At 64.6% G+C, this 14,703-nt stretch carries 9 protein-coding genes; 4 read left to right on the top strand and 5 right to left on the bottom strand.

Annotation, left to right across the window (positions count from 1 at the left end; genetic code table 11):
* Window positions 1-80 precede the first annotated feature (80 nt).
* The 3 genes from P5F91_RS14780 (at window position 81) to P5F91_RS14790 (ending at window position 3,938) form a co-directional block, all read left to right on the top strand.
* Window positions 81-2,783, top strand: a complete 2,703-nt coding sequence (locus P5F91_RS14780; RefSeq protein WP_277907516.1) for a M1 family metallopeptidase — start codon at window positions 81-83, stop codon at window positions 2,781-2,783.
* Between the two features lie 207 nt (window positions 2,784-2,990).
* Window positions 2,991-3,419, top strand: a complete 429-nt coding sequence (locus P5F91_RS14785) for a response regulator (protein ID WP_145609237.1) — start codon at window positions 2,991-2,993, stop codon at window positions 3,417-3,419.
* A 273-nt stretch (window positions 3,420-3,692) separates the two neighbouring features.
* Entirely contained in the window at window positions 3,693-3,938 is a 246-nt protein-coding gene (locus P5F91_RS14790) for a hypothetical protein (protein WP_088871635.1), read from the top strand.
* Window positions 3,939-4,160: 222 nt separating this feature from the next.
* Here P5F91_RS14790 and P5F91_RS14795 read toward each other — a convergent pair whose 3' ends face one another.
* Entirely contained in the window at window positions 4,161-4,556 is a 396-nt protein-coding gene (locus tag P5F91_RS14795; RefSeq protein ID WP_145609236.1) for an acyl-CoA thioesterase, read from the bottom strand.
* A gap of 134 nt (window positions 4,557-4,690) precedes the next feature.
* Here P5F91_RS14795 and parE point away from each other — a divergent pair, with 134 nt between their 5' ends.
* Window positions 4,691-6,679, top strand: a complete 1,989-nt coding sequence (gene parE / locus P5F91_RS14800) for a DNA topoisomerase IV subunit B (protein ID WP_145609235.1) — start codon at window positions 4,691-4,693, stop codon at window positions 6,677-6,679.
* Window positions 6,680-6,793: 114 nt separating this feature from the next.
* Here parE and P5F91_RS14805 read toward each other — a convergent pair whose 3' ends face one another.
* The 4 genes from P5F91_RS14805 to P5F91_RS14820 all read right to left on the bottom strand — a co-directional run bounded on the left by P5F91_RS14805 (window position 6,794) and on the right by P5F91_RS14820 (window position 14,552).
* Complete coding sequence (locus P5F91_RS14805) at window positions 6,794-10,180, bottom strand: beta strand repeat-containing protein (protein ID WP_277907517.1); 3,387 nt, start codon at window positions 10,178-10,180, stop codon at window positions 6,794-6,796.
* Between the two features lie 41 nt (window positions 10,181-10,221).
* Window positions 10,222-11,592 carry a tetratricopeptide repeat protein gene (locus P5F91_RS14810; RefSeq protein WP_246134240.1) on the bottom strand — a complete coding sequence of 457 codons (1,371 nt, stop codon included), beginning with the start codon at window positions 11,590-11,592 and terminating at the stop codon, window positions 10,222-10,224.
* 281 nt (window positions 11,593-11,873) lie between these two features.
* Complete coding sequence (locus tag P5F91_RS14815; protein WP_277907518.1) at window positions 11,874-14,183, bottom strand: beta strand repeat-containing protein; 2,310 nt, start codon at window positions 14,181-14,183, stop codon at window positions 11,874-11,876.
* Between the two features lie 204 nt (window positions 14,184-14,387).
* A complete protein-coding gene (locus P5F91_RS14820) occupies window positions 14,388-14,552 on the bottom strand; it encodes a hypothetical protein (RefSeq protein WP_186454582.1) in 165 nt (54 codons plus the stop codon).
* Window positions 14,553-14,703: the final 151 nt, after the last annotated feature.

The following is a 14,703-nucleotide window of genomic DNA, read 5'->3' on the forward strand; positions in this document are numbered from 1 at the left end:
CGGGACGTTGCGCGCTGTGGAACCTCACGGTCATAGTGCGCGGCACTCGACGACCGCCCAGCCAGGAAACACCGACCACCTTGCCCGCCCTGCCCCGCCTCACGGTCCTGTTCCTGGCCCTGGTCCTCGCGGCCCTGCTGCCGCCCCGGGCCGACGCCTGGGCGGCCAAGCCCAAGCCCTTGAAGGCGCAGGGCGATACGGAAGAGGTGGTGCCCACCGTGCGCCTGCCCGATACGGCGCGCCCCTTGCGCTACCGCCTGAACCTGACCATAGACCCGGACCAGACCGAATATTCCGGCCAAGTGGAGATCAAGGTCGCGCTGAGCAAGGCGGCGGACCATATCTGGCTGAACGGCCGCGACCTGGACATGGCGTCCGCTGAGGTGGTGACGGCGGCAGGGGAGCATCTGCCCGCCACCTGGGACCAAGTGACACCGGACGGCGTGGCCCGCATGGGCTTCCCCCGGTCGCTGGCGCCGCAGACCCTGACCCTGCGCTTCACCTACACCGCCCCCTTCGACCCTTCGCTGGATGGCCTCTACCGCGTCAGCGAGAAGGGGCTGAACTACGCCTTCAGCCAGTTCGAAGCCATCAGCGCCCGCCAGGCCTGGCCCTGCTTCGACGAGCCGCGCTTCAAGACGCCCTATGACATCACGCTGACGGTGAAGGCGGGGGATGAGGCGGTGACCAACACCCTGCCCGTGCGGGAGGAGGCGGTGCCCGGCGGCGGCCGGCGCCTGACCTTCGCGCCCACCCGGCCCTTGCCCACCTACCTGCTGGCCTTCGCCGTGGGGCCGCTGGACATCGTGAAGGGCCCGACCATTCCGCCCAGCGGCGCCCGCCGCCGGCCCATCCCTCTGCGCGGCGTGGCCCTGCACGGCAAGGGCCCGCGCCTGGCCTATGCCCTGTCGGTCACGCCCGGCCTGTTCCTGACGATGGAACGCTACTTCGGCATCCCCTACGCGTACGGCAAGCTGGACCTGATCGCGGCCCCCGACTTCGACGCCGTCGGCATGGAGAACGCCGGCACCATCATCTATAGCGAGCAGCGCCTGCTGGTGAAGGCCGATGACACGGTGGACGCGCGCCGCCGCTTCCTGGTGCTGCACGCCCATGAAATCGCCCACCAATGGTTCGGCGACCTGGTGACGCCGGCCGGCTGGGAGGACATCTGGCTGAACGAGGCGTTCGCGAGCTGGCTGGCACCCAAGGCGGTGGATGCCTGGCAGCCGCGCATGCTGACCGCCCGCGTGGTGGAGCAGGAGGCGCTGGAGGCCATGGATCTGGACTCCCTGGCCTCCACCCGCACCATCCACCAGCCTATCGCCACCACCAGCGACATCGAAACCGCCTTCGACAACATCACCTACCGCAAGGGGGCCGGCGTGCTGTCGATGATGGAGGGCTATATCGGCCCCGACGCCTTCCGCAAGGCGGTGGCAACGCACCTGCGCCGCCATATCGACGGCGTGGCGACGGCCCAGGATTTCTTCGGCGCCCTGGCCGACACGGTGCATGACCCGGTGCTGGTCGACTCCTTGCGCTCCTACATCAACCTGCCGGGCGTGCCGCGCCTGTCGCTGGGCTGGACCTGCCCCCGCACCGGGCTGCAGGTTCTGACGGCCCAGCGCCGCTACCGCCCCCTGGGTTCCGAGGCCGCGACGGCGGCGCACTGGACCCTGCCCCTGTGCGTGCGGCCGGGCGCGGGCGGCGCCACCACCTGCATGATGGTGACCGCCGCGCGCCAGGCCCTGCCCCTCAACCAATCCGCCTGCCCGGCGGTTCTGATCCCCAACGCCACCGGCAGCGGCTATTTCCGACTGTCGCTGACGACCGAACACTGGCGCCGGCTGCTGGCTGTGCTGCCGCGCCTGCCGGCGGCGGAGCAACTGGCCCTGCTGGAAAGCCTGTGGGGCGAAGTCGCGGCCGGCCACCAACCCCAGTCGCTGTACCTCACCGCCGCCGTCAGCCTGGCCACCGTGCCGGCCTGGGACGTGGCTTCCGCGCCCTTCCCCCGGCTGAAGCAGTTGCTGGAGCAGGCGCCGACCGACAGCGACCGCGCCGCCCTGCGCCTGTTCCTGCTGCAGGCCTGGCGGCCGGTGCTGGCCCGCGTGGGGCTGATACCGGGCAAGCTGGACCGGGTGGCGCCGGAAAACACCGCCCTGCTGCGCGACAGGCTGGTGGCTTTCCTGGCGCTGGAACTGCGGGACGAGGACGTCCGGGCCCGCTTGATGGCTTTGATGCGGGAGTCCGATACCCAGCCGCCGGCGGAGATACGGGCCACGGGCATGACGGTCCTGGCCCAGGAACTGGGGCGTCCCTACATCAACGGCCTGGTCGATCAGCTGCGATCCTCCACCGACGCGGAAGAGCGGGAAATGGCGCTGGACGCCTTGAACCGCGTGATCGACCCCACCCTGGCGGCGGAGGTGCGCGACATGGTGTTCGCGCCTTGGCTGAAACTGAACGAGGTCAACATGCTGATTCGCGGCCAGGGGCGCGAATCCAGTCACGTTCCCGCCTATTGGGCCTGGGTTCAGGCCAATATGGCCCATCTGCGCGCCCGCGGTTCCTCCGCCACCTTGGGCGCGCTGACCCTGCCGCTGGAGGGGTTGTGCAGCGCCACGGCGGCGGACCAGGTGGAGGGCTACTTCCGGCCCATGGCCGCCGAGCTGGAGGGCGGCGGGCGCACGGTGGATCAGGCGGTGGAGCGCATCCGCCTGTGCGCGGCCCAGCGGTCCGGCCCGCCGCCCCAAACGCCAACGCCGGGACAAAAGCAATAATCCCTAAAGTGTAACCCCGAAAGTTTCGATCATCTGGCTGAATTGTTTAGGCTCATGGCTTGCTGTACCTACTGAAGGAACAGTGTTGCAATGGGGCCTTGGGTCCTGACCTGGCCATTAGGCCTGGGCATGAGGATATGCGTGGGGCGCACGCCGGGGGGCGGCTTCCACAAGGCATCGCGTTGGGGATGACCAGTCAGGGGAAGCATGAGTCAGGCAGAAATCAACCGGGACGCCGACAACGGCGATGACGCCGCAGTCCGTTTGATGATCGTGGAGGATGACGCCCTGGTGGCCTTGGGCATTCGCCTGACGGTCGAGGATCTGGGCTATTATGTCTGCGGCATCGCGGCGTCGGAACCCGAAGCCATCGCGCTGGCCGCCAGCAGCCATCCCGACTTGGCCCTCATGGACATCCGCCTGAAGGGCACGGTGGATGGAATCGACACGGCCCGGCGACTCAGAAACGAATTCAGCCTGCGATCGGTCTTCCTATCGGCCTACACGGACGAGCAGACCATGGCCCGGGCCAGCCTGACCTATCCGTTGGGCTTCGTGCAAAAGCCATATTCGGCGGGACAGTTGAAGTCGGCCCTGGACTTGGCGTTGCGGCGGCTTGCCGCACCCAAGGACTAGACGGAAATCCCCGTTGAGTGGCGCCCGCCCCCGGGTCAAAAAGGCTTAGGACGAATTCCTGCTTGGAATGATGTCCAGACTGGCGTGTTATCAAGGCGGTAGCGTTCCGTCGTGGTTAACGCGCCGGCACGGTTTCCCGCATTGGCCGGCCGCGTTGCCTTAATTCCGCCGGAAGGTGCTGCAAAATCATTGTCGTGGCTCGGGAGCCTCCGGCCACGACGTCAAGACGTGCGGAACCAATCCGCGCGTAAAGACGCATAGAAGGAGAGGAATATGCGCTTTAAAGCCCTGATGCTCGCCCCGGTTCTGTTGGTTGGCCTGGCTGCCTGCGACAAGCACGACGCCCCGGCCCCTGCCAAGACCGAAGCCCCGGCTGCCGCCCCTGCGGCGCCCGCCGCCGAACCGCCGGCCGCCGCCCCGGCTGACAGCACCGCCACCCCGGCGCCGGCCCCGTCCGACGCCACCCCGGCCCCGGCCACGCCGGAGCCCTCCACGACCGAACCCCCGAAGGGCAACTAAGCACTTCGTCGGGGCTTTGGCCTAGCGTTCACAGGCCCGTTCCGTATCGGAACGGGCCTGTTTTCGTTTGTTCGTTTGCCTCAGGCGCCGGCGGGGCATCCGCCCCTTGGCTATCCTCGCTGCGCGCCCCTTTCCCGTATACGGCGGTGCTCGCTGCGGCGGCCCCGGTCAGGGCCTAGGGGTGCTTTTGCTGGGGGTGATTTTGCTGGCCCGGGAGTTAAATCACTCCGCCTCGACCGGGCGAGGACGGCCGTCTTCGCCGATGGCGACGTAGGTGAAGACGCCTTCGGTCACATGCACCGCCTCGCCCGTGGCGCCCCGGCGCACCCAGGTGTCGATGCGCACGCGGAGGGAGGTGCGGCCAACGGCCAGGATCTCGGTGTAGCAGTTCAGCTCATCGCCAACGGCCACCGGGCGGTAGAACTTCATGGCCTCGATGCCCACCGTCGCCACCCTGCCACGCGCCCGCCGCACGGCCTTGGCGGCGCCGGCGAGATCCATCTGCGACAGCACCCAGCCGCCGAAGATGTCGCCGTTGGCGTTGGTGTCTGCCGGCATGGCGAAGGTGCGCAGCGCCGGCGCCGTGGAGAAATCGGGGGCGGGCGGTTGGTCGTTCATTGTTCATGCTCCGGACCACAGGACCCCCGATGTGGGAGGGTGCCGTGGCCATCCTTACAAAATGTGGTGGTTATCGGGGTCGATCCGCAGCCCCGGTCCTTGAACTGCGGCGACGCCCACTCCTATAATGGGGTATGAGCGACCTGTTTCAGAATACCGCCCGCAAGCAAGACAGCTATTCCGCCCAGGACATCGAGGTCCTGGAGGGGCTGGAGCCTGTCCGCCGCCGCCCTGGCATGTACATCGGCGGCACCGACGAACGCGCCCTGCACCATCTGGTGGCCGAGGTGCTGGACAACGCCATGGATGAGGCGGTGGCCGGCCACGCCACCCGCATCGACCTGGAACTGGCGGCCGACGGCACCGTGTCCATCCGCGACAACGGCCGCGGCATCCCGGTGGACGACCACCCGAAATACCCGGGCAAGTCGGCGCTGGAGGTCATCCTCACCACCCTGCATTCCGGCGGCAAGTTCAGCGGCAAGGTCTACGCCACCTCCGGCGGCCTGCACGGTGTGGGCCTGTCCGTCGTGACCGCGCTGACCGACCAGCTGACGGTGGAGGTGGCGCGGGACCGCACGCTGTACACGCAAAGCTACAGCCGCGGCGCGCCCCTGACGCCCTTGGTGAACGCCGGCCCGGTGAACAACCGCCGCGGCACCCTGGTGCGCTTCCACCCCGACGCCCAGATTTTCGGCGAAGGCGCGCATTTCAAGGCGGAGCGGCTGTACCGTATGGCGCGGTCCAAGGCCTATCTGTTCCGGGGCGTGGAAATCCGGTGGAGCTGCGATCCCTCGCTGCTGGCCGACGACAGCCCCGTGCCGGCGGCGGAGACCCTGCACTTCCCCAACGGGCTGCTGGACTATCTGATGTCGGCCCTGAAGGACCGGCGCACCGTCACCCCCACCGCCTTCGCCGGCCAGGCCGACTTCCCCAACCAGGCCGGCCGGGTGGAATGGGCCGTGGCCTGGCCCGAGGATGACGAGGGCTTCAGCCATACCTATTGCAACACTATCCCCACCCCCCAGGGCGGCACCCATGAGCAGGGTCTGCGCCAGGCGCTGACGCGCGGCCTGAAAGGCTATGGCGAGCTGGTGGGCAACCGCAAGGGCCCGTCCCTGACGGCCGAGGACGTGGTGGACGGCGCCACCATCCTGCTGTCTGTCTTCATCCGCGATCCGCAATTCCAAGGCCAGACCAAGGAAAAGCTGGTGAGTGCGGAGGCCGTGCGCCTGACCGAGGCGGCCATCAAGGACCATTTCGACCACTGGCTGTCGGCGTCCCCTGACGCCGCCAAGGTGCTGCTGGACCGCCTGGTGGAAAAGGCGGAGGAGCGGGCGCGGCGCCGCGCCGCCAAGGACATGGCGCGCAAGGCCCCCACCCGCCGCCTGCGCCTGCCCGGCAAGCTGGCCGACTGCTCGCGCCAAAGCTCCGAAGGCACCGAGATCTTCATCGTCGAAGGTGACAGCGCCGGCGGCAGCGCCAAGCAGGCGCGCAACCGCGAGACCCAGGCCATCCTGCCCCTGCGCGGTAAGATCCTGAACGTGGCCTCGGCCAGCACGGACAAGCTGCGCGGCAACCAGGAACTGAGCGACCTGGTGCAGGCCCTGGGCTGCGGCGCCGGCAAGGAGTTCTCTGCCGAGCGGCTGCGCTACGAGCGCATCGTCATCATGACGGACGCCGATGTCGACGGCGCCCACATCGCCTCGCTGCTGATGACCTTCTTCTACCGCGAGATGCCGGCGCTGATCGAGAACGGCAACCTGTTCCTGGCCCTGCCCCCGCTGTACCGCCTGTCCCAGGGCAGCAACGTCCGCTACGCCCGCGACGACGCCCACAAGGACGAGCTGTTGGCGAGCGTGTTCAAGGCCAACCAGAAGGTGGAGATCAGCCGCTTCAAAGGCCTGGGCGAGATGCAGCCCAGCCAGTTGAAGGAAACCACCATGGATCCGGCGCGCCGCACCCTGCTGCGCGTGACCGTGCCGGACGTCCGCGACCCCGAGCAGAAGGACGACGCGGAAAACACCGCCAGCCTGGTGGAAAGCCTGATGGGCCGCAAACCGGAGCTGCGCTTCAAGTTCATCCAGGAAAACGCCAAGTTCGCGCAGGACCTGGACGTTTAAGCGCCGGCTGAAAGCTTAGGCGAGCGCCCGGACGGGAGTCTCCGTCCGGGCGTTTTGGTTTTCAGCCTGTGGAGGATGGGCGGCCCCCAGACATCTCGGGGAGCCGCCCAACCGTCAGGACTTCCAGGAGTTGAGCAGCACGCTGTCGCTGGCCCCGGTGTGAGAGGTGCTGAACAAGTTGGTGATGCTTGCGCTGGATAGCGTGACGCCGTCGCTGGCCTTGATCGTGGCGACCTGATGATCATAGGTCCCACCAGGACTTTGAAGGAACCAGTCCTTCAATGTCACGTCCTGGGTTCCATTAACTTGATCAATAATCAGGTCATTGCCCGACTGCTGCAGCCAGACTTGGTCATGGGTCACAAACAGATCCAGTTCACCGCTGGGGCCGACGCCGTTGGTGGAGAGGGCGACGGTGGTGTTGGCGCCTACGGTGGAGATGAGCTCATTTTTACCGCTTACCGTCGCGCCGACACCCGCATAGAGCGTGATAGCATTGTTATCCCCGTTGATCGCCGTCTGTGAGCCGCCCACAAAGACAGAGCCATTGCTGATATTGGCCGTGTTGCTGGCACCACTGATCCAGAGTCCGTCACCAGAACCCGTAGCCGTCAGAACGTTATGGCTGCCATCCACACCGAGATTGTCGTTGTTCCCCAGCGTCACCTGATTGCCGGAACCGGTCAGATTGGCCCGTGCGTGCTGCCCCAGGATCAAGGTGCCGTTGGAAAGTGTAACGGTATTGGCAGTCGCGAACTCGCCCCCGCCGGTGATGGATATCGTCTCACCCGCAATCATACCCACGGTATTGCCACTGCCCGACAGCGTCAGCTTCCAGTTGCTGTTCATGTTGATGGTGTCGCCGTTGCCGGTGACGGTCAGAACATCCACCGTACTTTGCGTGTTGGCGTACACATAAATGGTATTGCCGCCGCCGGTGTCGCTAACGGTAACCGTCGAGCCGCCACCAGCGGCACCACCAACGAAGATGCCGCTGCCGGAGGCCGTCGCCGCGATGGTGTTTTGAGTTCCGCTGACAGCGACATTCACTGTCCCGGTGATGGTGACCTGGTTGGCATCACCCGTCAGGTCGGCCCGGCTATCCTGATCCAGGGTCACCGTGCTACTGGACAGGGTGACGGTATTGGTGGCTGCCACCCAGCCACCGCCGGTGATGTGCAGCGCGCTGCCCGAGGCCATCGTGACAGTGTTGCCGTTGCCGTTCAGCGTGGCGCTGGCATTGGCCCACAGCGAAATGGCGACATTGCTGCCATTGATTTGAGCCTGGGTGCTTTGGACAATGACCGTGTCATTGCTGCCGGTGATCCAAAATCCATCGCCGCTGCCCGTGGCGGTCAGCGTGTTGTTGTCACCTGCCACACCGACATTGTTATTGCTGCCCGATGTCACATGGTTGCCGGAGCCTGTCAAGTTGGCCCGTGCGTGTTGCCCCAGGATCAAGGTGCCGTTGGAAAGTGTAACGGTATTGGCAGTCGCGAATTCGCCCCCGCCAGTGATGGATATCGTCTCACCCGCAATCATACCCACGGTATTGCCACTGCCGGACAGCGTCAGGTTCCAGTTGCTGTTCATGTTGATGATGTCACCGTTGCCGGTGACGGTCAGAACATCCACCGCACTTTGCGTGTTGGCGTATACATAAATGGTGTTGCTGCCGCCGGTGTCGCTAACTGTTACCGTCGAACCGCCACTGGCGGCACCTCCAACGTAGATGCCGCTGCCGGAGGCCGTCGATGTGATGGTGTTTTGGGTTCCACTCACAGCGACATTCACCGTCCCGGTGATTGTGACCTGATTTGCACTGCCCGTCAGGTCGGCACGGCTGTCCTGATCAAGGGTCACCGTGCTACTGGACAGGGTGACGGTATTGGTGGACGCGACTCGGCCACCGCCGGTGATGTGCAGCGCGCTACCAGAAGCCATCGTGACGGTGTTGCCGTTGCCGTTCAGCGTGGCGCTGGCATTGGCCGAGAGCGAAATGGCAACACTGTTGCCATTGATTTGGGCTTGGGTGCCTTGAACAATGACCTTGTCATTGCTGCCGGTGATCCAAAACCCGTCGCCGCTGCCAGTGGCGGTCAGCGTATTGTTGTCACCTGTTACACCGACATTGTCGTTGCTGCCAGAGCTCACATGGTTGCCGGAGCCTGTCAAGTTGGCCCGTGCGTCCACGGTCAAGGCCATGATGCCGTTGGAAAGAGTCACTTCGTTGGCGGTGTTTTGATAGCCGCCCCCCGCAATCGTAACGTTGGCGCCGTTTGCCGCGCTGACTGAGTTGCCACTACCAGAGAGGGTAGCCGACTGGCTGGCGCCCAGAGTAATGGTGTCGGTGCCGCCATTTACGATCACACTGCTGATGCCGATGAGGGCATCCGACGTGGAGGAGTTGGAAGCCGTCGCATGACCAGTCGATAGATTAATGGTCATATTGCTGGCGTCATAACGGACCTTGGCCGAACCGCCAGTCACCTTGAGCGTCGCCCCGCTGCCGGAACCAACCAGCACCGACGTGCCCGCCGCAGCGATAAGTGTGCTGCTGCCGCTGGCCACCAAGGTGTTGCTGCCACTGCTGTTAACGAGCGTGCCGCTATTCATCGTCACCGTCTCGCTACTGCCGATCAGCGACACCTGATTTCCGCCGCCCACAGTAAAGGCCTTGCCAGTGTCCGTAACGGTCAAAACAGTGGTGGCCGCAGTGGCATTGAGGGTGAGATTAGCGGCAATGCCGCTCAACGTCGCCTGCGCACCAGCTAACCACAGAATGTTGCCAGAGTCGTTGACAGTCACTGTACCGCTGGTCGCAATTGTACCGCTGCTGGCAGCGATGGAGTTGAGGGTCCCTGCTCCATTGACAGTAACGGTGCCGCTGCCCGTTGTTGTTTGGACTTTGACTGTGTTCCCGGAAACGCCAGAACTTAGATTGACCGTAGAATTTCCACCCGTAAGGGAAATGGTATTGCCACTAGAATTCAGATAAAGTGTATCATAGGAACCCATGGTTATTTTGTTTCCGGCAGAATTCCCCACCAGAGCATTCACGGTCAACGCGACCGAATTCGACAAAATAAGATTGTCGCCGCCACCAGTGAACGTCTGGTAGGCAATCGATCCTTGATTTACTTGATTAGAAAGCCTACCGAATTTAATTGTATCTCCACCGCTAGATAATTGACCATATACCGAATTGTCCCCAAGAACGGTAATGGAATTTATGTCACTAATATAATTCGAGAGATAGATATAATCAGTGCTGGCACTTATCGTATCATTTGATCCAGATATTGTTATTGTATTCAGTACATAATTGTCCGTTATACTGTCATTTGATCCAGCAATCGTAATGTTTCCATGAGACGCACTCCTATTGAAAATCACCGACCCACTATCAGATCTAATATAGTCGTTGTTTCCAGAAACAAAAACCGTAGGATCAGCCGAATTTAAGGTGTAGGACACCCCATCCTGGGTCACTGAAGCCATAATATTCCTCATTTTTAGTTGTCGTCACGCAAATCGAATTTTTACATCTCCAGAATCCGCGTCCTCAACGTCAGCTCCAGCGAGGCTCGGTCGAAGACGTGGTCCCAGTCGCCTTCGGCGCGGGGGCGGAACAGGCGCATGGTCGGATACCAGGGGCAGTCGGCACGGCCGGGCAGCCACAGCCAGTGGGCAACATCGCCCAGCAGAACCCATACCTCCTTGCCCAGGGCACCGGTCAGGTGGGCGACGGCGCTGTCGGTCATGATGACCAGGTCCATCTGTTCCACGAAGGCGGCGGTGTCGGCGAAATCGCCCAGGTGAGGGGCCAGGTCGATGATGGGGCCGCCCCGGGGCAACTCGCTCAGCGCCTTCTCCGGCGTCCCCTTCTGCAGGCTGTAGAGCTGGACGCCGGGCAGGGCGAAGGCCTGGAAGAAGCGCATCAGGGGCTGGGCCCGTTCATGGTTGCGCTTGAAGCTGGTGTTGCCCGACCAGACGACACCCACCCTCAGGCGGCCGTCGCGCGGTCCCAACACCTGGGCCGCTTTGGCGCGGCGGTCCACCGGCGCCCGCAGATAGGGCTGCGCCGGGATGGTGGCCAGGTCCTGGGTGAACAGGCCGGGCAGACTGCACCAATGGGCGTGGAGATCGGCCTCGGGCAGAGGCTCGCCCCAGGGGATCAGGCGATCCGCGATCCCCAGATCCGCCAGCAGGGGAATGAGCTCCCGCTGGCACTCAACGGTCAGTTCACCGCCCAACGCCTTCACGCGAGACAGGTAACGCGCCGCCCATAGCGTGTCGCCGAACCCTTGTTCACAGAGCAGCAGCAGGCGCCGGCCGGCGTAGGGCTGCCCATCCCACTTGGTGCTGGCCAGGTCCCGTGCGGGCACTTGGCCGCTGATGAGCCGCACCTCGTAATCGGGCCAGGCCTGCCGATAGTTGGCGAGATAGAGATAGCTGCGCCCCCGGTCCCATCGCGCCTTATGGAATTCCGGATTGAGTTCCATCGCGCGGCTGAAGGCCATGACAGCCTCGCCATGGTTGCCAGCCTCCGCCAGCGAGGTCCCTAAATTGTGATGGAGAAGCACGTCGTTCGGCGCCAGCTCGATGGCCCGGCGGTGGGCGTTCACCGCGCTCTCCAGGTACTTCAGCTTGGTCAGGGCATTGCCCAGATTGGTCCAGATGCCCGATCCGCGTGGATTGGCAGCCACGGCGTCTCGGTAACACCACAGTGCGTCCAGGTGGCGTTCCATCTGGGCGAACATGACGCCACGGGCATTCAGCAGGTCGGCATTGCCGGGGTCCCGGGCCAGGGCGCCGCTGATCAACACCTCCGCCTCGGCGTATTCGCCTTGGTCGTGCAACGCCGTGGCCCGGCGCAACGTCTCGGAACTGGACAGGGGCAAAGTGATCATACCAGCAGCGGACACAGACACGGGGACACCTGTTCCAGCAATAAGGAACGGGGCGTCAGGTCGTCGCGCTTGCACGGTCACATCGTCGTTGCTTCCCCACGGGTCGGCGCAGGTCCGAAACATGATCACGATTAAGACTATCGATTCACATGCCACGCCCCGATGGCGCCTCCATCTAAGATACCTGATCGCACATCAGCAAATGATTTTTCCGCGAATCGATGGCGGGAATGTAAACAGTACGCCGTGCGGGTACGCCCCAGTAACCAAGGCTACGGCCCTCAGCTGTGCCAGACGCCGTTCAGGGCACCGGCGTAATAGCTGTTGCCGGTACTGCTCTGGCTGGTGGTCAGCGGGTTGAAACCCGCGTGGCCGTTGGTGAAGGTGGTCATCTTGCCCAACAGGGTGGTCACGTCCGCAGGCGTCAGCAGCACGCCATCGCTGGCCTTGATGGTGGCGACCTCGGCGCTGGTGCTGGCGAACCAATTCGCCAGGCGCGCCGCCTGCCCCGCCCCCAGCTGCTCCACCACCAAATCGTTGCCCGCGCGCTGCAGCCAGACCTTGTCATGGGTGACGAACAGGTCCAGCTCACCGCTGGCGCCCACCCCGTTGCTGGACAGGGAGACGGCGGCACCGCTGCCGGCCATGACGATCTTGTTGCCGGTGCCGGTCAGGTTCAGCGTGTCCCCGCTGCCGGTCAGGGTGACGGTGTTGCCGGCCCCCGTCATCTTCAGGCCGCCCTGGGCGCCGACCGTGATCACGTTGCCGGAACCGTTGACCGTGTTGCTGGACTTGGCGGCCAGGGTGATGGCGTCACTGCCCGCCGTCACGCTATTGCCCGTGCCGTTGAGGGTCACGGTTTCGCCGGCGACCGTCAGGGCGATGGCGGTGCTGGTGGCGTTGACCGTCTCCGCCGCGCCAATGGGTGCCGCCACCGTCAGCGTTGCGTCGGAAGCCGTGATGGTATCACTGCTGCCGGTCACCGTCAGGCTGGCGCCGCTGGCGATGGTCGCGGTGTTGCCATCACCATTGAGGGTGGCGCTGGCCTTGGCGGCCAGGATCACGCTGCCGCCCGCTGCGGTGGTCACCTGATTGCCCGTGCCTGCCAGGGTTAGCGTATCCCCCGTCCCCTGCACCAGGATGCTATTGCTCGTGGCGCTGATGCTCTCGGCACTGTTGCTGGCGGAGATGGTGATGGTCGCGCGGCTGGCGGCGCTGCCCACCACGACGTCGCGTCCGCCGGTCAGGGTGACCTGGTCGCCCGTGCCGGTCAGCGACAGTGTGGCGCCGCTGCCCGCGATTAGCGTGTCATTGTTGCCGGTAGCCAGCAGGATGCCCACGTTGGTCAGCGCATCGACCTTGCTGCCGCCGGTGACCGAGGCGCGCCCGCTGACCAGGTTGATGGTCATGCCGCTGGCGTCGTAGCGGATGGTGGCGGCGGCCGAGCCCGAGAGCGTCGCGCCCGTGGCGTTGCCCACCACCGTCGTGGCGGCGGCCGTCGCGGCCACGGTGGCGCCACCCAGGGCGGTGACGATATTGCCGGCGCCCTGCACGACGGCCCTGCCGCCATCGCTGACGGTGACGATGTTGTTGGTGCCGCTGATGGTGGCGGCGGCCCCTTGCGCCACGGTGACGGTGTTGGCGGCGCCGGAGATGAGGTCGCCGGTCCCGGCCACACCGATGGTCCCGCTATTGCCCAGCACGGTTTGGCCATTGGCCGCCAAGCTGACGTTGAACCCCGGCCCGGCGGCGGTGAGCGTTGCGCCGCGGCCCAGGATGGTGGTCGGGCTGGCGCTGGCCGGGCCGGTCAAGGTGGCGCTCCCGCCGGACAGGAAGTTCAGCGAGGAGCCGTCGCCGTTCAGCGCCAGGTCGGACTGGGTAGTGATGGTGCCGGTACCGGCGTAAAGGCGGTTGGCCCCCTTCTTCGAACCGGTCACGGTCACGTTGCTGGCGCCGGCCAGGACATGGATGGTGTTGCCCGCCGCCTGGACCACCATGTTGCTGCCGCCCACCGACAAGGCGTTGCTGGCGTAGTTCAGGAACACGGTGTCGCCCGTGCCCGTCACCGTTTCCACCAGGTTGGTCGCGGCCAGGGCGATGGTGGAGTTGCTGCCCAGGTCGGTGACGGAGTTGCCCGAGGTGTTGAGGTTCAGCGTGCCCGAGCCGTTCATGGTGACCTGGTTGCCGGTGCCGTTGACCGCCAGGCCGCCGCTTTTGGCGATGGTCAGGAAATTCAGGCTGCCGGTGAAACTGGAGGCGAAGCCGTTGAAGGACACATGGTCGCCGGAATAGCTGTCGACGACGGTGTTGTTGTTATTGATGTTGACGATGTTGCCGCCGCCGATGAGGGTGATCACATCGGCGATGGCGGTGACGGAAATCACCCCGCCCCCCACGGCGATGGTGTTGCCCGCGAAACTGTCGACGATGGTGTTGCCGCCGCCGACGATGCTGGTCACGCCGTTGATGGTCGACTGCAACAGGGTGATGGTGTTGCCGGACCCGACGATGGTGTCGCGGTTCCCTTGCACGACCAGCGTGCCGCTGTTCGCCAGCGTCGAACGATTATTTGCGGTGACAATAGTGGCCATCGTGCGTTCCCCAACAAACACGCAAGGTGGCCATATGGCGATCACCCGGCCGGTTGTACACCGCGCATAAGATTATATCGGGGCTCAGCTTGGTCGCGGCCAAGAAAAAGGCCGCATTGCTGCGGCCTTTTTCAAACAAACCGGATGTTCGGCCAGGCTGCCCGCCTAGCGCCGCCCATCACCGGAAATCGGTAGTGGAGAAGCTCAGTGGCCGTGGCCGCCGTGACCGTGGCCGCCGTGATTATGATCGTCATGGCCGTGTCCGCCATGCCCATTATGGGCATTCGCTTCGGCCGGCTTCACGGCGGCGATGGACAGCGCGGCGAGCAGGCTGAGGCCGAGGAAAGCAGCGATGCCGATGGTGACCATGGATATCGTCCTTATGAAGCAAGGGGCGGTTGAGCCAACAAGGGAAGCCTAGACCAGTTCTCGCGGGCTGCGCAACCGGCCAGGTGACAAAGTCGTGTCATCTATTGATGATGATGGGGCTTCCGCGGGCCAAAACAAGGGCCGTCCGGTG

Source organism: Nitrospirillum amazonense (assembly GCF_029594735.1).
GTDB classification, from domain to species: Bacteria; Pseudomonadota; Alphaproteobacteria; order Azospirillales; family Azospirillaceae; genus Nitrospirillum; species Nitrospirillum amazonense.

What these genes read in the sequence shown, in the direction of transcription:
- P5F91_RS14790 (WP_088871635.1), top strand. Translation starts at nt 3,693, where the DNA reads ATGCGCTTTAAAGCCCTGATGCTCGCCCCGGTTCTGTTGGTTGGCCTG.
- parE (WP_145609235.1), top strand. Translation starts at nt 4,691, where the DNA reads ATGAGCGACCTGTTTCAGAATACCGCCCGCAAGCAAGACAGCTATTCC.
- P5F91_RS14815 (WP_277907518.1), bottom strand. Translation starts at nt 14,183, where the DNA reads ATGGCCACTATTGTCACCGCAAATAATCGTTCGACGCTGGCGAACAGC.
- P5F91_RS14785 (WP_145609237.1), top strand. Translation starts at nt 2,991, where the DNA reads ATGAGTCAGGCAGAAATCAACCGGGACGCCGACAACGGCGATGACGCC.
- P5F91_RS14805 (WP_277907517.1), bottom strand. Translation starts at nt 10,180, where the DNA reads ATGGCTTCAGTGACCCAGGATGGGGTGTCCTACACCTTAAATTCGGCT.
- P5F91_RS14820 (WP_186454582.1), bottom strand. Translation starts at nt 14,552, where the DNA reads ATGGTCACCATCGGCATCGCTGCTTTCCTCGGCCTCAGCCTGCTCGCC.
- P5F91_RS14810 (WP_246134240.1), bottom strand. Translation starts at nt 11,592, where the DNA reads ATGATCACTTTGCCCCTGTCCAGTTCCGAGACGTTGCGCCGGGCCACG.
- P5F91_RS14795 (WP_145609236.1), bottom strand. Translation starts at nt 4,556, where the DNA reads ATGAACGACCAACCGCCCGCCCCCGATTTCTCCACGGCGCCGGCGCTG.